This is a genomic window from Cobetia sp. D5, assembly GCF_035666195.1.
Classification (GTDB): domain Bacteria; phylum Pseudomonadota; class Gammaproteobacteria; order Pseudomonadales; family Halomonadaceae; genus Cobetia; species Cobetia amphilecti.
Map to the genome: position 1 here is coordinate 3,561,085 of NZ_CP142020.1, position 22,152 is coordinate 3,583,236.

General features: G+C 64.4%; 15 protein-coding genes. 5 read left to right on the forward strand and 10 right to left on the reverse strand.

The features are described from left to right. Nucleotides 1-172 precede the first annotated feature (172 nt). From fmt to U0O11_RS14775, 4 genes are all read left to right on the forward strand, one after another. A complete protein-coding gene (fmt, locus tag U0O11_RS14760; RefSeq protein WP_279836871.1) occupies nt 173-1,177 on the forward strand; it encodes a methionyl-tRNA formyltransferase in 1,005 nt (334 codons plus the stop codon). Further along, nucleotides 1,174-2,625, forward strand: a complete 1,452-nt coding sequence (rsmB, locus tag U0O11_RS14765) for a 16S rRNA (cytosine(967)-C(5))-methyltransferase RsmB (RefSeq protein WP_279836870.1) — start codon at nt 1,174-1,176, stop codon at nt 2,623-2,625. Before fmt ends, rsmB begins: the two co-directional genes overlap by 4 nt. Before the next feature lie 160 nt (nt 2,626-2,785). Continuing rightward, nucleotides 2,786-4,159 carry a Trk system potassium transporter TrkA gene (gene trkA, locus U0O11_RS14770; protein ID WP_043333795.1) on the forward strand — a complete coding sequence of 458 codons (1,374 nt, stop codon included), beginning with the start codon at nt 2,786-2,788 and terminating at the stop codon, nt 4,157-4,159. Nucleotides 4,160-4,247: 88 nt separating this feature from the next. Next, nucleotides 4,248-5,696, forward strand: coding sequence for a TrkH family potassium uptake protein (locus tag U0O11_RS14775; protein WP_043333794.1), 1,449 nt, complete (start codon nt 4,248-4,250; stop codon nt 5,694-5,696). 89 nt (nt 5,697-5,785) lie between these two features. Here the strand turns inward: U0O11_RS14775 and U0O11_RS14780 are convergent, their stop codons facing one another. The 10 genes from U0O11_RS14780 to U0O11_RS14825 form a co-directional block, all read right to left on the reverse strand. Continuing rightward, nucleotides 5,786-6,697 (reverse strand): tRNA-uridine aminocarboxypropyltransferase, encoded by a 912-nt coding sequence (locus tag U0O11_RS14780; protein ID WP_082388815.1) that lies wholly within the window; start codon nt 6,695-6,697, stop codon nt 5,786-5,788. 99 nt (nt 6,698-6,796) lie between these two features. Then, nucleotides 6,797-7,741, reverse strand: a complete 945-nt coding sequence (locus U0O11_RS14785) for a bile acid:sodium symporter family protein (RefSeq protein ID WP_324690590.1) — start codon at nt 7,739-7,741, stop codon at nt 6,797-6,799. Nucleotides 7,742-7,823: 82 nt separating this feature from the next. Beyond that, complete coding sequence (locus U0O11_RS14790; protein WP_052384572.1) at nt 7,824-8,573, reverse strand: SIR2 family NAD-dependent protein deacylase; 750 nt, start codon at nt 8,571-8,573, stop codon at nt 7,824-7,826. Nucleotides 8,574-8,627: 54 nt separating this feature from the next. Next, nucleotides 8,628-10,406, reverse strand: coding sequence for a bifunctional isocitrate dehydrogenase kinase/phosphatase (aceK, locus tag U0O11_RS14795; RefSeq protein ID WP_279836869.1), 1,779 nt, complete (start codon nt 10,404-10,406; stop codon nt 8,628-8,630). A gap of 218 nt (nt 10,407-10,624) precedes the next feature. Next, nucleotides 10,625-11,590, reverse strand: a complete 966-nt coding sequence (ttcA, locus tag U0O11_RS14800; RefSeq protein ID WP_082388814.1) for a tRNA 2-thiocytidine(32) synthetase TtcA — start codon at nt 11,588-11,590, stop codon at nt 10,625-10,627. A gap of 227 nt (nt 11,591-11,817) precedes the next feature. Continuing rightward, nucleotides 11,818-12,039, reverse strand: coding sequence for a hypothetical protein (locus U0O11_RS14805; RefSeq protein WP_043333792.1), 222 nt, complete (start codon nt 12,037-12,039; stop codon nt 11,818-11,820). A 507-nt stretch (nt 12,040-12,546) separates the two neighbouring features. Further along, a complete protein-coding gene (locus tag U0O11_RS14810; RefSeq protein ID WP_215823455.1) occupies nt 12,547-13,191 on the reverse strand; it encodes a 3'-5' exonuclease in 645 nt (214 codons plus the stop codon). Nucleotides 13,192-13,219: 28 nt separating this feature from the next. Beyond that, complete coding sequence (locus tag U0O11_RS14815; RefSeq protein WP_279836868.1) at nt 13,220-15,190, reverse strand: DUF294 nucleotidyltransferase-like domain-containing protein; 1,971 nt, start codon at nt 15,188-15,190, stop codon at nt 13,220-13,222. Between the two features lie 152 nt (nt 15,191-15,342). Continuing rightward, entirely contained in the window at nt 15,343-17,145 is a 1,803-nt protein-coding gene (locus U0O11_RS14820; RefSeq protein ID WP_225347281.1) for a sodium:solute symporter family protein, read from the reverse strand. A gap of 90 nt (nt 17,146-17,235) precedes the next feature. Next, a complete protein-coding gene (locus U0O11_RS14825) occupies nt 17,236-17,493 on the reverse strand; it encodes a DUF4212 domain-containing protein (protein ID WP_043333789.1) in 258 nt (85 codons plus the stop codon). A 553-nt stretch (nt 17,494-18,046) separates the two neighbouring features. Between U0O11_RS14825 and U0O11_RS14830 the strand changes: the two genes are divergently transcribed. Then, nucleotides 18,047-22,045, forward strand: coding sequence for a hybrid sensor histidine kinase/response regulator (locus U0O11_RS14830; RefSeq protein ID WP_324690597.1), 3,999 nt, complete (start codon nt 18,047-18,049; stop codon nt 22,043-22,045). Nucleotides 22,046-22,152: the final 107 nt, after the last annotated feature.

The following is a 22,152-nucleotide window of genomic DNA, read 5'->3' on the forward strand; positions in this document are numbered from 1 at the left end:
GCCACACGGCCGATATTGAGCGCATGGCGGCACCGCACGAAGGCCGAGGGCATCCCCTCGGCCTTCGTGCGGTTACTGGTCCATCAGCCGCATCTGTCGCGCTGGCCGTCCTGCCGCAACCGTCAGCACCTTGAGCACAGCCGCCTCCGTGCTCCTACATGAGTCATAGCACATGTCGAAAGCCCTGCGCATCGCCTTTGCCGGCACCCCCGATTTCGCCGCCGAGTGTCTGTCCGCCCTGCTGGGCAGTCGCCACGAGATCATCAGTGTCCACACCCAGCCTGATCGCCCCTCCGGGCGTGGTCGCAAGCTGACCCCGGGCCCCGTCAAGCAGCTGGCACTCCAGCACGATATCCCCGTCCATCAGCCGCTCAACTTCAAGGACGAGGCCGATCGTCAGATTCTGCGCGACCTCGATGCCGACATCATGGTGGTGGTGGCCTACGGCCTGATCCTGCCGCAGGCGGTGCTCGATATTCCGCGTCTGGGCTGCCTGAACATCCACGCCTCTCTGCTGCCGCGCTGGCGCGGTGCCGCGCCGATCCAGCGTGCCATCGAAGCCGGTGACAGCGAATCCGGCGTCACCATCATGCAGATGGATGCCGGCCTGGATACCGGTGACATGCTGCTGATCCGCCGCACCCCGATCACCGCCAGCACCACCGGTGGCGAGCTGCATGATGCGCTGGCGGCCCAGGGAGGTGAGGCCATCGTCACGGCCCTCGACGCCATCGCCGCTGGCGACCTGCCCGCGACCCGCCAACCGGATGAGGGTGTGACCTACGCCGCCAAGCTCTCCAAGGCCGAGGCCGAACTCGACTTCACCCGCCCTGCCGCCGAGCTGGACGCGCGCATTCGCGCCTTCAATCCGTGGCCGGTGGCCTGGACACGCCTTGCGGGCGAGCCGCTGCGCCTGTGGATGTCCCGCACCAGCGAGCAGCGCCTTGCGAACAGCGTGGCGCCCGGCACCCTGCTGGCACCCGGCAAGGATTGCCTGCGCATCGCCTGCGGCGATGGCCATGAGGTGCTCGAGATCACTCGCGCCCAGCTGCCCGGCGCCAAGCCGCTGTCCGTCAAGGACCTGCTCAATTCCCGTGCTGCGCGCTTCCCCGAGGGCCTCGTCCTCGGCGCAGATCACGCCCCTGATACCGATTCCCAGACCGAGACTTCCGCATGAGCCAGTCAGACAACCCGTCCTCCAAGGGCAACGGCAAGAAGCGCAACTCCCTGCCGCCAGCCCGCAGCAAGGGCGGCGCTCACAAGCATGGCGGCGCCCGTCGCAAGCCTGACAATGCACCGGCCTCGCCGGGCGCTGCGGTGCGTGTCGCGGCCGCGCGGACGCTGGCCCCGGTGCTGGCCGCGCGCACCTCGCTGAACCTGGACAGCCTGCCGTCCGGCGTCGCCGGGCGTGACCAGGGCCTCTACAAGGCACTGTGCTTCGGCGTCTGCCGTCAGTTGCCGCGTCTGGATGCCTTGGCGGGCAAGCTGCTGAAGTCGTCCTTCAAGTCGCAGGATCAGGACATCCACGCCCTGCTGCTGCTCGGCCTCTATCAGCTGCTGTACATGCGCATCGCCCCGCACGCCGCCGTCGGTGAGACCGCTGGCGCTGCCCGTGGCCTGGGCAAGGGCTGGGCCACCGGCGTGCTCAACGCCTGTCTGCGTCGTTTCCAGCGTGAGCAGGAAGCGCTGGAAGCCGAAGTCGACAAGGACCCCGCCGTCGCCCTGTCCCACCCCCAGTGGTTGCTGGATACCTTCCAGCGCAACTGGCCGGACGACTGGCAGGCCATCGCCGAGGCCAACAACGCCCAGGCGCCGATGACGCTGCGCGTCAATGTCGCCGCCATCAGCCGCGACGACTACCTCGCCCAGCTGGCGGAAGCCGAGATCGAAGGCGTGGCCTGCCCGTTCGCCGAGCACGGCATCACCCTGACCAGCGCCTGCGACGTCAGCGCCCTGCCGGGCTTCGAGGAAGGCCTGGTCAGCGTGCAGGATGAAGCGGCACAGCTGGCCGGTCAGCTGCTGGCACCGGCCGTGACGGCCATCAACGCCGAAGGGGAAGGCGTGCGCCTGCTGGATGCCTGCACCGCGCCGGGCGGCAAGCTGGCGGACATGCTGGAGCGCTTCCCGGGCCTGGACGCCACCGCCATCGACATCGACGGCGAGCGTCTCGAGCGCGTGGAAGAGACGCTGGAGCGTCTCGAGCTGGGTGCCGGTGTCGTATGTGCCGATGCCAGCGAACGCGACTGGTGGGACGGCGAAGCCTTCGACGTCATCCTGCTCGACGCGCCCTGCTCCGGCAGTGGCGTCATCCGCCGTCACCCGGACATCAAGCTGCTGCGTCGCCCGAACGACATCGGCGACCTGGCACGCCTGCAGGGCAAGCTGCTGGCCAATCTGTGGGGCATGCTCAAGCCCGGCGGCACCCTGGTCTACGGCACCTGCTCCATCATCACCCAGGAAAACGCCCGCGTGATGGACCGCTTCCTGGCCGCGACGCCGGACGCCAGGGCCGAGACCATCAAGGCCGATTGGGGCCGTGTCTCCGGTGCTGGCCGCCAGATGCTGCCACAGGTCAATGGTCACGACGGCTTCTACCTGGCCCACATCACCAAGGCCAGCGCCTGATCACAGCCAGGTGAGCCGTGTCGGCGCGACGTCCGTGATGACATGAGACGCCACGCCTGACATTCCCGGACAGCCGCGCCCCGACTCTCGGGGCGCGGCTGTCTTCCGTCCTGGCACTGGTTTATCCTGTGCCGACTGAGCAACAGCGGACGAGCCGGACATGAAAATCATCATTCTGGGCGCAGGTCAGGTCGGCGGAACGCTCGCCGAACACCTGGCCCATGAAGAAAATGACATCACGGTGGTGGATACCGACAGCGAACGACTGCGCGAGCTGCACAACCGACTCGACATCCGCACGGTCACGGGGCCGGCGAGCTATCCGCAGATCCTGCGGCAGGCGGGTGGCGAGGATGCCGACATGCTGATCGCGGTGACCAACTCTGACGAGGTCAACATGATCGCCTGTCAGATCGCCCATAGCCTGTTCCACACGCCGACCAAGATCGCGCGTGTGCGCTCGACCGCCTATCTGACCCGCAAGGGCCTGTTCTCGCATGACGCCATTCCGGTCGATGTACTGATCAGCCCCGAGCAGGTGGTGACGGACCACATCCGCCGCCTGATCGAATATCCCGGCGCCCTGCAGGTGCTCGACTTCGCCAATGGCGTCGCCCAGCTGGTCGCGGTCAAGGCCTACTACGGCGGACCGCTGGTCGGTCAGGAGCTCGGTTTCCTGCGTCGCCACATGCCCAACGTGGATACCCGCGTCGCCGCCATCTATCGTCGCAATCGTCCGATCATCCCGCGCGGTGACACCGTGATCGAGGCCGATGACGAGGTGTTCTTCATCGCGGCACGCAAGGACATCCGCACCGTGATGGGCGAGCTGCGACGCGTCGATCGCAACTTCCGCCGGGTGGTGATCGCCGGTGGCGGCCACATCGGTGAGCGTCTGGCCGAGACGCTGGAGCACAGTCATCAGGTCAAGATCATCGAGCACTCGCTGGCGCGTTGCACCGACCTTTCCGAGCGCCTCGATCGCACCGTGGTCCTGCACGGCAGCGCCACCTCCAAGCGTCTGCTGCTGGAGGAGAACATCGAGGATTGCGATATCTTCTGCGCGCTGACCAACGACGACGAGGTCAACATCATGTCGTCGATGCTGGCCAAGCGACTCGGCGCCAAGAAGGTGCTTACGCTGATCAACAACGCGGCCTACGTGGACCTGGTGCAGGGCGGCGAGATCGATATCGCCATCTCGCCCCAGCAGGCGACCATCGGCGGCCTGCTGACCCACGTGCGCAAGGGTGACATCGTCAATGTCCACTCGCTGCGCCGTGGTGCGGCAGAGGCCATCGAGGCCATCGCCCACGGCGATGAGCGCTCCTCCAAGGTGGTAGGCCGACGCATCGAGGATATCAACCTGCCGGAGGGCACCACCATCGGTGCCGTGGTACGCGGCAAGGAAGTGCTGGTGGCGCATCATGACCTGGTGGTGGAATCCAACGACCACGTCATCCTGTTCGTGGTCGACAAGCGTCGCATCCGCGAGGTGGAGCGTCTGTTCCAGGTCGGGTTGACCTTCTTCTGATGCCGGCCTCCATGACTTCCGCCCCGCGCCCGCCCCGAACGTCACTCGGCGGCCTCGCCACGCAGCGCCTCTCTCAGGGAGGCGCCGCATGAGCCTACGCGTGATCTCTCGCATCCTCGGTATCCTGCTGATGCTGTTCAGCCTGACGCTGGTGCCGCCGATGCTGATCTCGAGGGTCTTCGAGGACGACACCCTGAGCGCCTTCGCCGTGGCGATGGGCATCACCCTGCTGACCGGTTTCGCGCTCTTCTACCCCAATCGGCACGCCCGCAAGGAGCTGCGCAACCGCGATGGCTTCCTGATCACGGTGCTGTTCTGGACCGTGCTGGGGGCCTTCGGCTCGCTGCCCTTCCTGCTCGCCGAAGACCCGAACCTGACCATCATCGATGCCATGTTCGAGTCGTTCTCGGGGCTCACCACCACCGGCGCCACGGTGATGACGGGGCTCGATCTGCTGCCCCACTCCATCCTCTACTACCGCCAGCAGCTGCAATGGCTGGGCGGCATGGGGATCGTGGTGCTGGCGGTGGCGATCCTGCCGACACTCGGCATCGGCGGCATGCAGCTCTACCGCACCGAGATTCCCGGCCCGCTGAAGGACTCCAAGCTGACGCCGCGCATCACCGAGACGGCCAAGGCGCTGTGGTACATCTACGCCGCGCTGACGCTGGTGTGCTTCGCCAGTTACTGGGCGGCCGGCATGAGCTGGTTCGATGCCCTGGGCCACAGCTTCTCGACCGTCGCGGTCGGTGGCTTCTCGACCCACGACGCCAGCATCGGCTACTTCGACTCCGCCAGCATCGAGATGATCTGCGTGTTCTTCATGGTGGTGTCCTCGATCAGCTTCGGCCTGCACTTCGCCGCCTGGCGCGAGGGCCGCATCAGCCATTATCTGCGCGACCCGGAGACACGCTTCTTCCTGATCCTGCTGCTGATCCTGACCTGCGTCACCATCGCCGGCCTGCTGCTGACCGGCAGCTACGATGACAGCAAGGCGCTGCGCCACGGCCTGTTCGAGGCCGTCTCGGTGGCCACCACCACCGGCTTCGGCGTCGCCGATTTCACCGGCTGGCCGGGTGTCTTGCCGATGATGCTGTTCATCGCCGCCTTCATCGGTGCCTGCTCCGGGTCCGCCGGTGGTGGCATGAAGGTCATCCGCATCCTGCTGATCCTCAAGCAGGGCGTGCGCGAGATCCATCGTCTGATCCATCCCAATGCCATCCTGTCGGTCAAGGTCGGCAAGATGCGTATCTCCGAGGGTGTCGCTGAGGCGGTGTGGGGGTTCTTCTCCGTCTACCTGATGCTGTTCGTGCTGATGATGCTGGGCATGCTGGCCACCGGGCTTGACCAGGTGACGGCGTGGTCAGCGGTCGGCTCGGCGCTCAACAACCTGGGGCCGGGACTGGGTGAGGTCGCGACCCACTACGGCGATATTCCGGGGGCCGCCAAGGGCATCCTGATCCTCGCCATGCTGCTGGGACGTCTGGAGATCTTCACCATCCTGGTGCTGTTCACGCCGGCCTTCTGGCGGCGCTGACAGCCGCCAGCGTGCCCAGAGCGTCACCTTGAACGCAAACGCCCCCGCCGGAGGACTCCGACGGGGGCGTTTTTATTGCAGCGCTTCGACTATGACTCGCCGGTAGTGGCGTCACGGCGCGCCAGCAGGCGGCGCATTGGCGCGGTCGGCTCCAGCACATAGTGGATGCGGCTGGCACGATAGCAGTCGTTGAAGGCGTCGAAGTAGTCATCCAGCACGCTGGCCGCGTTCTCCTCCCCCGCCTGACGCAGCAGCTCCGCCGCCACTTCCGCCGTGCACAGGTGCGCCTCGGAGGCAGGCTTGCGCAGGTGATAGCGGGTCAGACGCTGAGTGTGCAGCGGCAATACCGGCAGGCCGTCCAGATAAGGGCTCTTGCGGAAGATGCGCCGCGCCTGACGCCAGGTGCCATCGAGCAGGATGAACACCGGAATGCGTGCCTCGCCACTGGCGGTATGCGTTGCCACATCGGCGCCGACGCCGGCGATGGCATTCACGTCGACCACGCGATCGGCGTAGTCGGGCTGGTCATCCGGGAAGATGATGAAGGGCTGATAGCGCTCATCTTCCAGCAGCGCCAGCAGGCGCGGATCCGGCTCGACGCGATACCAGCTGAAGACCTCGGTGCCCGCCAGCACATCCGAGATCAGGCGCCCGGTATTGGTCGGCTTGTAATGCTCCAGCGGATGGGTGATCAGCCAGAACTTGATCCGCGACTCGGCGGTGACCTGATAGGGACACAGGCAATTGAGCCTGGGCAGGCGGCACGCCTCACAGCGAATCACCTGACTGCCGCGCGCCTTGAATTCGCGGCGCGGATGCCGTCCGTGCCACGCCTCCGGCTCGCCACTGGGCAGCGTGGTGATGCCACTGCCTGCGCCTGGCGCGACGGTATCGATTGCCACAGCGTCGCCATCGACGCTGGAGGCGACAGCGGAAGCAGATTGAGGCGCACAGGCGGCGATATCGTCGCCATCAGCCGGCGGGGGGCGGGAATCACACATGATGAGCAGTCAGAACCAAGGAAAAAGGGACGCGCATTCTAGCATGCGCGTCCCTTTCTCCCATTCTTCTGTCCCGACTCAGGTTGCCGATTCGCGGGATCAGACCTCGTAGCGGTGCTTGCTGCCGGTCACGAACTTGGGCGGACGACGCTTCCAGTAGCCTGCCAGCAGCGACCCCGAGACGTTGTGCCAGATGGAGAAGATCGCCCCCGGCAGCGCCGCCGTGGCGGAGAAGAACTGACTGGCCAGTGACGCCGCCAGGCCGGAATTCTGCATGCCGACCTCGATGGCGATGGTGCGCGAAGTGCGTTCATCCAGCCCGAACAGACGCGACAGGCCATAACCCGCGCTCAGGCCGATGACATTGTGTGCCACGACCGCCAGCGCGACCAGCGGGCCCAGCGTGGCAAGTCGCCCGACGTTGAGCGAGACCACGATGGCGATGATCAGCACGATGGCCAGCATGGCCAGACTCGCCAATGCCGACTCCCACTCGCGGATCAGATCACGCGCAAAGTGGTGCACGACCACGCCGAGCACGATGGGGGCGACCACCAGCTTGGCGATGCTCAGCAGCATGCCGCTGACCGGCACGTTGATATCGGTGCCCAGCAGCCACCAGGTCAGCAGCGGCGTCATCACGATGGAGAGCAGCGTCGAGGCCATGGTCATCGAGACCGATAGCGCCACGTGTCCGCCGGCCAGCCAGGTCATCACGTTGGAGGAGGTTCCCCCTGCCGTGGCACCGACCAGCACCATGCCCACCGTCAGCGCCGGGTCCAGCCCCAGCAGACGTGCGATCAGGAAGGCGGCCAGCGGCATCACGCTATATTGCAGCAGCAACCCGAGCGCGATGGGGCCGGGGCGACGTGCCACGCGTATGAAGTCGTCACGCGACAGGGTCAGGCCCATGGCGAACATGATCAGCGCCAGCAGAGGCTGAATGGTGTCCTTGAGCGCCACGAACGGCGTCGGAGCCACCACGGCGATGCCGGCAAAGACCAGCGCCCACAAGGGGAAGAAACGATTCAGCGTCTCGAACATGCTTTTCACTTTTCGGTCGCCCGGGGCATCGATTTCCCGGAAATTGCTGGCCCGCCTCCCATGGCAGGCCTGAAGGCGCGCATCATAACGTATCAGGCAGCCCCAGGTGGCCCTGATACAACCAATGGCGCACAAGGCGCGGTACCGCCTGACCGGCACTTTCGGCCAGCGGCAGCACGCCGGGCTCGGCCAGTTCATCGGCATTCGGGTCGACCAGCACGATGGGGGCATCCAGCGGCGCTGCTGCATAGAGGTTGGACGCCGGCATGACCTTGAGCGAGGTGCCGACGATCAACAGCAGGTCCGCCTCGGCGGCGATCTCCTCGGCGACCGCATAGAGCGGCACCGCCTCACCGAACCACACCACGTCCGGGCGCAGCTGACTGCCCTTGTCACACAGGTCCCCGAGGCGAATGCCGCCACGCGGCAAGGGATAGCGCAGGCCGTGGTCGACGCTGGAGCGCGCCTTGAGAATCTCGCCATGCAGATGCACGACCTCGCGCGAGCCCGCTCGCTCGTGGAGGTCGTCGATGTTCTGGGTGATGACCGAGACGCGAAAGCCGTGCTGCTCCAGCTCAGCCAGCGCCTTGTGGGCCGCGTTGGGCCTGGCGCGGCGTACCTGGGTGCGGCGGTCATCGTAGAAGCGCAGCACCTGCTGGGGGTCACGTCGGAAGGCCTGCGGCGTCGCGATGTCTTCCAGACGATGCTCTTCCCACAGGCCATCCTCGGCGCGGAAGGTGCGCAGGCCGCTCTCGGCGCTGATGCCGGCGCCACTCAACACGACCAGATGGCGTCCGTGACGTGCACCGGGGTCCTTGAAGCCTTCACTCATCTAGCACTCTCTCTGGCGTTGGACAGGATCGAACAGCGGGCATGGCGATCACACTCAGTCATCGATGAAGTCCTGACTGCGATCGACACCGAAGCGCCGCTTGTTGCGATAGGGATAGACATCGATCACGCGCCCTTGCGCGATGGCGTCCTGCAGGCCACGCCACCAGCTGGCCTGGAAGATCTCGGGATGCAGCTCATAGAACAGCTTGCGCAGCTGGATATCGGCAAACAGGAAGGGGCCGAACTCCTCGGGGAAGATGTCGTTGGGCCCCACCGAATACCAGGGCTCGCTGGCCAGTTCCTGCTCAGGGTAACGTGCCTCGGGAATCTCACGGAAGTTGCACTCGGTCAGGTAGCTGATCTCGTCGTAGTCATAGAAGACCACCCGCCCGTGGCGCGTGACGCCGAAGTTCTTGAGCAACATGTCGCCGGGGAAGATGTCAGCGGCAGCCAACTGCTTGATCGCATTGCCATAATCATTGAGCACCGCGCGGGTTTCCTCGGCGTCACACTCCTCGAGATACAGGTTGAGCGGCGTCATCATGCGCTCGGTGTAGCAGTGACGTATCAGCACCTTGTTGCCGCGCAGGCTGATCGAGGAGCTGCACACCTCCAGCAACTCTTCGAGGCAGGCCGGGTCGAAGTGGTCCTTGCCGACGGTGAAGTTCGAGAATTCCTGCGTATCGGCCAATCGCCCGACCCGATCATGGCGTTTGACCAGACGGTACTTCTCGCGCACCTGATCACGACTCATGTCCTTGCCGGGGGCGAAGCGGTCCTTGATCAGCTTGAACACCAGCCGGTAACTGGGCAGCACGAAGACCGCCATCACCATGCCGCGCACGCCCGGCGCGATGATGAACTGATCGGAGCGACTCGCCACATGCTGGTTGAGGCCGCGGAACAGCTCGGTCTTGCCATGCTTGTAGAAGCCGATGGCGGCGTACAGCTCGCCGATGGGCTTCTCGGGCATCAAGGTCTGCAGAAACCCGACCACCTCGCTGGGCACTTCGATCTCGATCTGGAAATAGGCCCGCGTGAAGGAGAAGATGATCGAGACCTCTTCCGGCTCGATGATCACGGTATCCAGATAGACGCCATCGCGCTCGGTATGCAGCACCGGCAACACCAGCGGCAGGGTCTGGCCGCCACCCTCGATGCGCCCGACCAGATAGGCCCCCTTGTTGCGATAGAAGACGCTGCGCAGCATCTCGAAGGCGGCATCCGGCGCATCGCGCACCGCCTCAGGCAGCGTCGCGAGCAACATCTCGGCGCCCAGCGTCACATCGCGCCCCTGATGCTCGAAGGCGATCCCCAGTGGCGCCTCGTTGAGCACGGATTCGAGTGCCCCGGCCCAGTCACCCTCGACCGGCACACGATGACTGATGCTCAAGCCGGAATGGCGTGCCGGCCCCTGGCGGGATGGCGAGACGAACATCCAGTCATCGCGGATGTGACGATGGGAAAACACGCTGCAGAAGATGGAGTTGTAGAAGGTCTCGGCCAGCTTGTAGTCGAGGCGTTGATCGATCAGCGCCATGTACTGCCGCTTGGCCTCGCCCCACAGGGTGCACTCGCACAGGCGGTCGGGCTCGAAGGCACGCTCCAGCCGCTCCATGGTGGCGGCGACCTTCTCGTCGTAGAGGTTGATGCGCGCGGCGGAGGCCTGCTGTGCCTCACGCCAGTCGGCCTCGATGAAGCGCCGCCGCGCATCACTGGATATCTGCTTGAAGCGTGATCGATATTCATCGAAACCATGCAACACGGTCGCCGCCAGCCGCTGGCCCTGCTGGCCATTGCCGCGCTCGTCACTGTCTACATCATTGCCCATCGCCGCCTCCCTGCCCTTCAGTCACCTGACATGTCCAAAGCATGCGGACTGTCGCGCCAGCAAGCGAGACGACAATGGTCGCGGGCCTTCAACCCTGACTCACGCTAGGTGCGCCATCCATCAAGGCCGGGGTGGCAGCGGACCGCCTGAAACGCAGAACGCCACCCCGCAAGCGAGGTGGCGTTCATGATGTCTGACGATGGCCAGGGGCGCGTGGCTTACAACTCATGCCCCAGCGAGGCCGCCGAGTCGGCCAGCGGCTTGACGCGGCGCTCGGCCTCGAACAGGTCATCGGCCATGCCGGCCTGCTCGGAACTCATGTCCAGCGCATCGATGCGCGAGGCCTGGAAGCGGTCACGCTGCTCATCCAGGCCGGCGAAATCGAACAGGTCGCGGTCTGCCAGATGTGACGGCGCCACCGAGGTGACGGCATGGAACATGGTTTCCAGCCGCCCCGGATGCTTCTTCTCCCAGTCCTGCAGCATCTCCTTGACCACCTGACGCTGCAGATTCTCCTGCGAGCCGCACAGGTTGCAGGGGATGATCGGGAACTCGCGCGCGTTGGAATAGGCCTCGATATCGGACTCACGGCAATAGGCCAGCGGGCGAATCACGATATGGCGCTGGTCATCAGAGAGCAGCTTGGGCGGCATCGTCTTGAGCTTGCCACCGAAGAACATGTTCAGGAACAGCGTCTCGAGGATGTCGTCGCGGTGGTGGCCGAGGGCGATCTTGGTCGCACCGATCTCGGCGGCGAAGCCATACAGCGAGCCGCGACGCAGGCGCGAGCACAGCCCGCAGGTCGTCTTGCCCTCCGGCACCTTCTCCTTGACGATGGAATAGGTGTCGCGCTCGAGGATGTGGTACTCGACGCCCACCGACTCGAGCCATGCCGGCAGCACATGCTCCGGAAAGCCGGGCTGCTTCTGGTCGAGATTCACTGCCACCAGCGTGAACTGCACCGGCGCATTGCGCTGCAGGTTCATCAGGATATCCAGCATGGTGTAGGAATCCTTGCCCCCGGACAGGCACACCATCACCTTGTCACCATCACGGATCATGCCGTAATCGGTGATGGCGGTACCGACATTGCGCCGCAGGCGCTTCTGCAACTTGTTCAGTTCGCGCTTGGCAGTGGCCGCATCAGTGGGGCTGGACGAAAGCTCGCTATCGGGTGTGAACATGGGGCATCAGGCTGGCAGTTTGGAAGGGCGCACAGTCTAGCATTGGCCAGTAGACGGTCACAGAGGCAGCGTACTTCAGGCGGGGTGCCTGCCCCTGTCGGGCCAGGTGGCGTGACGCCGACGCAAGATACGCCAACGCCCGCAGTCAGCGGGCGTTGGCGTGTGGCATGCGCCGTGGGGAACAGCGGCGCTTGCGCGGACTTCCTGCAAGCTAGAACAGGCGCAGGCTAGAACAGGCGCAGCACTTCCAGATAGCGGATCACCACCCCGCCCAGCATCACGAGGATACCGAAGCGTTGCAGTCTGAATTCAAGCGCAGTGAGCGCAAGCTTGCGTGACCAGAACATCAGCACACCGCGCATGTCCTGTGTCCGGCGAATATAGAGGCCGTAGGCAAACAGCACGATGGCCAGGCCAAGAATCAACAGCGTATTGGTCGCGATCAGCATGTCGCACCTCGTGGGCAAGTACCCCTGAGTCATAAGGAAGGCAATCGCGGGCGGATGCCTTATCTGAAGCCGGGCCCCGAGCAGATGCCCGGGGCCCGACAGTCATCACCTGGCGCAGTGATGACGATCCTGAAGAGAAAGATGCCGTCCTCAGGCCTAACAGAGGCTGGCTGACAGCAGGTCCGTATCACGCGTGGCCTTTGCTCGCTGTCGCCGCTTCATTATGGTTATCAAAGCTGCTCGGTCTTTCATCCTGCATGGCTTGGCCGTCCTGCTGGCCGGTAGTGCACTGGCGTGTAATCAGAGTCGACCTCTCGCCGCAGTGGGCGTGTCGTATGACAGTCAGTGTGGACAAAGGCAGTGAGCCGGGCCATTGGACATTCCGGCAACAGACCTTGGAATAATAGCCTTGAGGATGATGTCGGCTGATGAGACGTCTGATACCGGGCCTGACACGCATCCAGCGCCTGCCCAGCCCCTGCCATAAGCTCCTGACATAAGCCCCGCTCAGGCCTGGCTGGCCAGCGAGGGCGACAGCGGTGCCTGCATCAGGCGCTGCGCCATCAGCGCACTGGTCACGGCGTCCCCCAGCGCGCTGTGGCGACCGATCACCGGCACGCCCAGGGCATCAGCCATCGCCTCGAAGCGCAGGTCCGGGGCGGCGTCCGGCTGCTCATGCTTGCAGCGCCGGACGTAATCGCGCGCCAGATCGTGACGCTGGTTGGGCAGATCAAAGCCGAAGCGTGGCCGCAGGTGACGGTTGATCACCGCGACATCGAAGTCGATGCACCAGCCCACCAGCGGACGATTGCCGATGAACTCCAGCAGCTGTCGCAGCGCATCGCCCAGCGCTTCTCCGCCATGCAGATCGATACCGCGCAGGCGGTGGATGCGGATCGAGTCGCCCTGCAGCCCTTGCGGGCATTGCAGATAGAGCGACAGCGCGCTGGAGGTATGGATATGGCGCGCATCGAAACGCACCGCCGCCAGCGAGACCAGCTCGGCGTGGCCGACATCGAGACTGGTGGTCTCGCAGTCCAGCGCTACACGCTCCCCGCCCCGCTCGGCGGCATGCCAGGGACGAAAGAGCTCGGCAAACTCGCCCTGCGCATGACGACGACGATCACTGGCGCGTCTCAGTTGTTCGAACATGCCACCTCCCCTCGGCCTTGAGGCCGGTTCAGTATTCCAGGTGATAACGATGTGACAGCCGCTGCTTGAAGTCCTTGACCCGACTCAGGGCATCGCGCAATAGATCACGCTCCAACGAGGACAACGACTGGGTGATGATCAGGTTGCGACTCCCCGCCTCCCGCGCCGCCGTGGTCTTGTCCTGGCCATCCCTTCGCGAGTCGCTGGCCCCGCCGGCGGCAGCGCCATGTTTGTCCTCTTCCAGATGGCGCAGCTGCTGGCGCAGACGCAACTCGGCAAACAGGGACAACGCCTCGGCAAGGTCGGCGCTGTCGCTGGCCTCGATACGCCCATCACTGACCAGCGCCTCAAGCCGCGCGAAGGTGCCGGTGGCCATCACTCCGCGTTCCAGCGCCATGGTGCGAACGCCATGCACGATGGGGAAGATGCCGCCCTTCTTGATATCGATGCCGTGTCGCGGCGAGCGCAAGGAGCCGAACAGCGTCAGCGGGGTCGAGAAATGCAGCGCCGGGCGCGCGAAGTGCGACAGCAGCAGCTCATCGCGCGTGGCGTGGCGTACCAGGTGTCCGCGCAAGCTGTCGACCAGCGCTTCATTGCCGCCGCTGGCGCGCGCGTCGAAGACGATGGCCAGATTCATCAGCGCCTCGCCATCGCGTCCGGCGCACCAGCGTGCGATCTTGCCGCGCCAGCGCGACTCGGTGGCGACCCACTCCGGATTGGAGACCATGATGTTGCCCGGGCATGGTGGATAGCCGAGACCCGCCAGGGCGTCACTGAAGCGCTGCAGGGTGTCCTCGTTATCGGGCCACTGGTGGCCATCGGCGATGATCAGCCCATTGTCCTGATCGGTCTTGAGGATCTGTTCGCCGCGCCCTTCGCTGCCCATCAGCATCAGGCAACTCGAGGCCCGGTGCTCCTCCGCCACCAGCATGGCGAAGGTGCGCTCGATCAGGCGCCCGTTGAGCGCACTCAACAGCGCCATCGCATGGCGCATGTGGACTCCCTGCATCGCCAGCGCCCTGACCATTTCCGGCAGACGCGCACTGGCCTGCTCAAGCGCCGCCATGTCAGAGGCGCGCTCGATCTCGAGACTCAACAGCTGACTGCGATTGGAGAAGAACCCCAGCACGTCGGTCAGCTCGATGACCCCGACGACCGCCGCGTCAGGCGTCAGGCGCTCCTTGACCACGATCCGCGCGACCCGGTGGCGGGTCATCTGCACCAGCGCCTGGAACAGATATTCCTCCGCCGTGACCGCCACCAGCGCAAAGCTGCCCAGCGAGGCGAGCGGATGATTGGCAGCCAAACCCTGGATCACCAGCGCATTGAGCAGGTCCGTGCGCGTCACCACGCCCTGACGCCCCTCGACAGTGATGATCAGGCTGTCCGCCCCCGCCGTCTGCATGGCCTTGACGCCCTGCTCGATGCTGGCGCTGGCCGCCAGCTTGAGCGGCGGACGCATGCAGTCCATCACCCGCGCCAGCATGAAGCCTGCCTGGTCGCGACTCGCGCCCTGACGGGTATCACGCTGCGCCGCCAGCAGCCGCGCCTTGTCGCTCAGGCTGTGCTGGAAGTACTCACCGAAGGCAGGACACTCGTCGCACAGCGAGAAGAACAGCTCTGCGGGCAGCTGGTAGCACAGCGTCTCCTGCTCGCAGACGAAGCGGGTGCGGCAATGGCCATTGAGCAGCGTCAGCGCCCCGAACAGGTCCCCCGCGGTGTAATGGCCGATGCGCAGGCTGACCCAGGCATCCAGTCCCTCGCGCTGCGCCTTGTCGAGCGTGGCGGCGTCCGGCAGTGCCGAATCAGCGGCCAGTTCCGCCACCTCGCCCTTGTGAATGATGTAGACCGCCTCACCGACGGCCCCCGGCACCAGCGGCTGCGCCAGTGCCTCGAAATAGTGAAGGTCCACCCCTTCGGCCAGCCGTTGCCGAAGACGCTCATCCAGCAGACTGAACGGCGGCTCCTCGAACGCGATATCCACCAGTGACGCTTGCATGACAGCGACTCCCCTCTGCGCGTGCAGCGCTTATCGATGCACGAGCCCTCAAACCACGAGGCCCCGCCTGCAGGTGCAAGACGGGGCTTCGGGAAACGGGGGCCTGTTCGCGCCGATGCTGCGTGCTGCGCGAATAGGCCCTGCTGCCTGAATCAGTGATCCACTGCTGTTCCGGCCCCGCGCGGAACACGAATGTCCTCGACGATATGCTGGATGTGCTCGGGCGGCGGCGGAGTCATCTTGCAGACGATGACCGCGACGACGAAGTTGAGCACCATGCCCAGCGATCCGATCCCCTCCGGCGACACACCCAGCAACCAGTTCTCGGCGCTGTTGAGTTCCGGCGAGATGAACTTGAAGTAGACGATGTAGCTGAAGGTGAAGACCAGGCCGACCAGCATGCCCGCGATGGCACCTTCCTTGTTCATGCGCTTGGAGAAGATCCCCAGCAGGATGACCGGGAAGAAGCTCGATGCCGCAAGCCCGAAGGCAAAGGCCACCACCTGCGCCACGAAGCCTGGCGGATTGATGCCGAAGTAACCGGCGATCACGATGGCCACGGCCGCCGCCATGCGTGCCGCCATCAGCTCCTGCTTCTCGCTGATGTCTGGCTTGAAGGTCTTCTTGAGCAGGTCATGTGAGATGGCCGACGAGATGACCAGCAACAGACCGGCCGCCGTCGAGAGTGCTGCCGCCACCCCACCCGCCGCCACCAGTGCGATGACCCATGCCGGCAGGTTGCCGATCTCCGGGTTGGCCAGCACGATGATGTCGCGGTCGATGTAGACCTCGCTCTCGTTGTCGGTGGGCGTGTTGCTCACCAGACGCTGACCGTACTCACCGCGGGCCGCCTGACTGTCGGCGCTGCCCTCGTAGCTCGGCTTGCCCGCGAAGGGATCACCGCCACGCATCTGGATGATGCCGTCGCCATTCTTGTCGACCCAGCCGATCAGCCCGGTGTTCTCCCAGTTGTAGAACCAGCCCGGCAGCTCCTCATAGGCCGTCTCGTTGACGGTCTCGACCAGATTCACCCGCGCGAAGGCACCCACGGCCGGCGCAGTGGTGTAGAGCAGTGCGATGAAGAACAGCGCCCAACCGGCGGAGATACGCGCATCCTTGACCGTCGGCACCGTGAAGAAGCGCACGATGACGTGGGGCAGACCCGCGGTACCGCACATCAGCGCGGCGGTGATGAAGAAGACATCGATGGTGGACTTGGAACCCTCGGTGTACTCGCGGAAGCCGAGATCGGTCACCACCTGATCGAGCTTTTGCAGCAGATAGACGCCGGTGTCATTGCCCTGGGCATCGACCAGGGTGCCGCCGAAGCCGGTCTGCGGCAGCACGTGGCCCGTCATCATGATCGACAGGAACACCGCCGGCACCAGGAAGGCGAAGATCAGCACGCAGTACTGGGCCACCTGGGTATAGGTGATGCCCTTCATGCCGCCGAGTACCGCATAGAAGAAGACGATCGCCATGCCGATCACCACGCCGACGTTCACGTCCACCTCGAGAAAGCGCGCGAAGACGATGCCGGTACCGCGCATCTGACCGGCGACATAGGTGAAGGAAATGAAGATGACGCAGACCACCGCCACGGTGCGCGCGACGCTGGAGTAGTAACGGTCACCGACGAAGTCCGGCACCGTGAACTTGCCGAACTTGCGCAGGTACGGCGCCAGCAGCATGGCCAGCAGGACGTAGCCGCCGGTCCAGCCCATCAGGTAGACGGAGGCGTCATAGCCGACATAGGCGATGATGCCCGCCATCGAGATGAACGAGGCCGCCGACATCCAGTCTGCGGCGGTCGCTGCCCCGTTGGCGATGGGGTGAACGCCACCCCCGGCGACATAGAATTCCTTGGTGGAACCGGCTCGCGACCACACCGCGATCCCGATATAGAGCGCAAATGACGCGCCCACGAACAGATAGGTCAGCAGTTGAACATCCATTGGCAGTGTCCTTGGCGATGTCGATCATATTGTTCTTATTCACACAACGGCGCGTCACGACGAGCGGCCTGTGCCCGGCGTGTCACTGACTCATTGCTCGTGAACATCGAAGCGCTCATCGAGCTTGTTCATCGAACGGGCATACAGAATGATCAGCGCGAGGAAGAAGTAGATCGCCCCCTGTTGCGCAAACCAGAAGCCCAGCTTGAAACCGAAGAACTGGATGTTGTTCAACACGTCCACCAGCAATATCCCGCATCCATAGGACACCACGAACCAGACCACGAGATAGCCCATGATCAGTTTGATATTGGCGGACCAATACGCCTTGGCATTCGCTTCCTTCATGATGGTGTTCTCGCATTTTTATTGTGATTGGCGAAGTGGAGTGATTGGCGATCCGGAGATCGATGACCACCCGTCAGCGGATGATCCTTTCTCGGCGGTTGATGGATATTTCCTGCGCCTTTCAAGGCATGACAGGAAACTTGGCGACTCGAATCTGACAGTAGACAAGGCCCTGCAACGTTGCAGGCTGACTTTAGTCGAGAATGTCAGTCACCCCTGATGGAGCAAAGTTGAGAACGATACAATTAATTTTAAATCAACAAGTTGATTCATATCCTAAAGGTGCAATCCCTTGGTCTATTGGCCAAATGGGCGAAGAATGATCGGCGAAAGCTTCGGCGTATTGCGCGCATGACATTGGCCGATGACAGCAAATAGGCCCGTTGTGCAGACGCCATTTCCGGCTTCTTGGCGCCAATCATCGAGGCGTCTGCGTGGCAATGGATGACACAGCCTCTTCCTCACGACTCTCAAGACGCTGAGTCTGTCATGCACAGTGCTTGGGACTCGTGGCGGGGCTGCGTAGAATGGCGCTTCCAGAGAGGAGAGCGACATGTTCCAGGGTTGGTGGCTGATCGCAGTGGCACTCGCATATATCGCGGTGCTGTTCACGATTGCATGGCGGGGGGATCGCAACGCCAAGAAACACGGGTCGCCGAATCGGCGCCCAGCGGTCTACAGTCTGGGGCTTGCGGTCTACTGCACCAGCTGGACCTTCTACGGTAGCGTCGGGCAGGCCGCGACCAGCGGCTGGAGTTATCTGAGCATCTTCATCGGGCCGATTCTGGCCTGTCTGCTGTTCTGGCCGATCCTGCTCAAGATGATTCGGGTCGCCAAGCGCCAGAACATCACCTCGATTGCCGATTTCATCGCCTCGCGCTACGGCAAGACGCAGTCGCTGGCGGTGTTCGCCTCGCTGGTGGCCCTGGTCGGCACCCTGCCCTACATCGCCCTGCAGCTGAAGGCCGTCTCGAGTGCCTATCAGGTACTCACCGACACCAGCGATGTCACGCGGACCGCCTGGCTGGGCGATACCGCCTTCTATGTCGCGGCGATCATGGCGCTGTTCGCCATCCTGTTCGGCACCCGCCACACCGACGCCACCGAGCACCATGTCGGCCTGTTGCAGGCGATCGCCTTCGAATCGCTGGTCAAGCTGGTCGCCTTCCTGACCCTGGGCGTCTACGTCACCTGGGGCATGTTCAATGGCCTGGGCGATCTGTTCACCAAGGCCGACACCTATCTGGAGCTGCAACAGCAGCTGGAGACCCAGACCTTCGGCACCGGCTTCTGGGCCCAGACCCTCTTGGCGATGCTGGCGATCTTCTGCCTGCCGCGCCAATTCCACGTCGCGGTGGTCGAGAATACCCACCACGATGACGCCCGCCGTGCGCGCTGGATGTTCCCGATCTATCTGGTCGCCATCTCCTTCTTCGTGCTGCCGATCGCCGCCGCCGGCCTGACCATGTTCCCCGACGGTTCGGTGTCACCGGACAGCTTCGTGCTGGCGCTGCCGATGGCGGCGGACCAGACCTGGCTGACCCTGCTGACCTTCATCGGCGGTTTCTCCGCCGCCACCGGCATGGTGATCGTCGCCGCCGTCGCGGTCTCGATCATGATCTCCAACGAGATCGTGATTCCGCTGTTGTTCCGCCTGCGCTGGTTCGATACCGAGGCGCGCGACTACAGCCATATCGTGTTGCTGGCGCGCCGTCTGACCATCGTGATGATCCTGGCGCTGGCCTACGGCTTCTATCTGCTGATCGCCGAATACAGCACCCTCTCGGCCATCGGCTTGCTGTCGTTTGCCGCCGTCGCCCAGTTCGCGCCCTCGCTGATGGGTGGCCTCTACTGGAAGCGCGGCAACCGCCTCGGCGTCATCGTCGGCCTGAATGTCGGCTTCGCGGTCTGGGCCTGGACCCTGCTCGTGCCGGCACTGGCACAGGCGGGCCTGATGCCGACCGAGATCGTCAATCATGGCCCGCTGGGCATCGACTGGCTGTCGCCGCATGGCCTGTTCGGCTTCCGCTTCAATGACCCGCTGACCCACGGCGTGATGCTGTCGCTCGGTCTGAACCTGTTCTGCTACATCTTCGTCTCGCAGATGACGCCGCAGCGCGTCGTCGAGCGCATCCAGGCCTCGCTGTTCGTCGACAGTGTCGAGACCCGCCAGACCAGCGTCTCGCGCCCCTGGACCGGCTCCACCTCCGTCTCCGACCTGCGCGTCCTGTGCGAACGCTTCCTGAGCCACGAGCAGGTCGAGCGCGCCTTCGAGGACTACGCGCGCCGCAGTGGCCAGCCGCTGGAGCTGCATGCACGCGCCTCCATCGACCTGATCCAGTTCACCGAACGCTTCCTAGCCTCGGTACTCGGCGCCTCCTCGGCACGCATCGTCGTCAACTCGGCGCTGCAGGGTCGCGGCATCGGCATCTCGGATGTCATCTCCATCGTCGATGAAGCCTCGCAGGTGCTCGAATTCAACCGCGCCCTGCTGCAGGCGACCATCGAGAACATCCACCAGGGCATCAGCGTGGTCGACCAGCACATGCGCCTGGTGGTGTGGAACCAGCGCTATCTGGACATGTTCCGCTTCCCTGACAACCTGATCCGGGTCGGCGCGCCCATCGATCGCATCTTCCGCTACAACGCCCACAACGGCGAATACGGCCCGGGCGACCCCGAAGAGCACGTCGATCAATTGCTGGATGCCATCCGCAACGGCGAGCCGCACCGCTACGTGCGCTATCGCCAGGATGATAGCGTGATGGAGATCCAGGGCAACCCGATGCCCGGTGGTGGCTTCGTCTACACCTATCAGGACATCACCCAGCAGAAGCGCACCGAAGAGGCGTTGATCCGCTCGGAAAACAACATCCGCATCTACACCGACAATGTGCCGGCGCTGATCGCCTACTTCGACAAGGAGTGTCGCTACCTCTTCACCAACCGTGCCTATGAAGCGGTGATGGGCATCGACCGTACCGCCGTGATCGGCGAGCCCGCCGAAGAGGCGATGCCGGAAGACATCTATCGCCAACGCGCGCCGTGGATGACGCGCGCGCTGTCCGGTGAGCGCGTCTCCTTCGAGATCTCGCTGGAAGCCCCGGAAGGCGGCGTGCGCTACATGCTGGTCACCTATACGCCGCACTTCAGCACCAAGGGCAACATCCTCGGCTTCTTCGCGCTCTATCAGGACATCACCGAGCGACGCCTGGCGGAGATCGCCCTCAAGGAGACCAACGAGAACCTGGAGGAGCGCGTGCGCGTGCGTACCCAGGAGCTGTCACAGGTCAACGAGGCCCTGCGCACCGAGAACCGCGTGCGCGCCGAGGCCGAGCAGGCACTGCGTCAGGCCAAGCAGCTGGCCGAGGATGCCAACGCCTCCAAGACACGCTTCCTGGCCGCGGCCAGCCACGACCTGCTGCAGCCACTGAATGCGGCGCGCCTGTTCACCTCTGCCCTCGCCCAGCAGGTCGAAGGCGAGATGAAGACCACCACCAATCACATCGACAACTCGCTGCAGGCCGCCGAGGAACTGCTCAGCACCCTGCTCGACATCTCCAAGCTGGATGCCGGGGCACTGGCGCCACGCCGCAGCGTGTTCCATCTCTCCGATATCCTCAAGCCGCTCAAGGCCGAGTTCGAGGTGATGGCGGAAGATCGCGGGCTGGACCTGAAGGTGGTGATGACGCAGCTGGCAGTGGACTCCGATGGCCAGATGCTCAGACGCATCGTGCAGAACTTCCTCTCCAACGCGGTGCGCTATACCCGTCAGGGCCATGTGCTGCTGGGCTGTCGCCGTCTGGGCGATCGCATTCGCATCGAGGTCTGGGACACCGGCCCCGGCATTCCCGAGTCGAAGCTGACCGAGATCTTCCAGGAATTCCGGCGTCTCGATCAGACCGAGCGTCACAAGGAAAGCGAGAAGGGTCTCGGCCTGGGACTGTCGATCGCCGAACGCATGAGCCGGGTGCTCGACCACCCGATCACGGTGCGCAGCTGGGTCGGCATCGGCACCGTCTTCGCCGTCAGCGTGCCGATCAGCAAGGAGCTGCCGGCGGCCGAGCTGCCGGATGCCGTCCCGGCTCGCAAGCGCGCCGGCAACAAGCTGACCGGCACTCGCGTCCTGTGCATCGACAATGAGAGCCTGATCCTCGAGGGCATGAAGGCGATGCTGTCCGGCTGGGGTTGCGAGGTGTTCACGGCGACCTCGATCGGCGGCGCCAAGTCGGTGATCCGCAACCTGGATGGTGATCCGGATGCCATCCTCGCCGACTACCACCTCGACAACGAGGTGACTGGCCTGATGGCGCTGGATGCACTGGATGAACGTCTGGCGGGCTCGGTGCCGGGCATCGTGATCACCGCCGACCGCACCGATGAGGTCGCCGAGGAAGTGCGCCGTGCGGGCTATCACCTGCTGCTCAAGCCAGTGCGACCCGCCGCGCTGCGTGCGCTGCTGACGCGCACCCTGCAGGCCAACCGCGCCGAGAAGCACACCAGTGGCGCAAGTGATGCCCCCGACGCCGCGACGGATGACCCAGCCCCCTGATCAGGCGGGCTGGCCTGTCGCTCTTTAGACCTGGTAGAAGCAAAAAGCCCGCCCTGTCAGCGACAGGGCGGGCTTTTTGTGGCTTGAAGGCGCGACTCTCGAGGAGA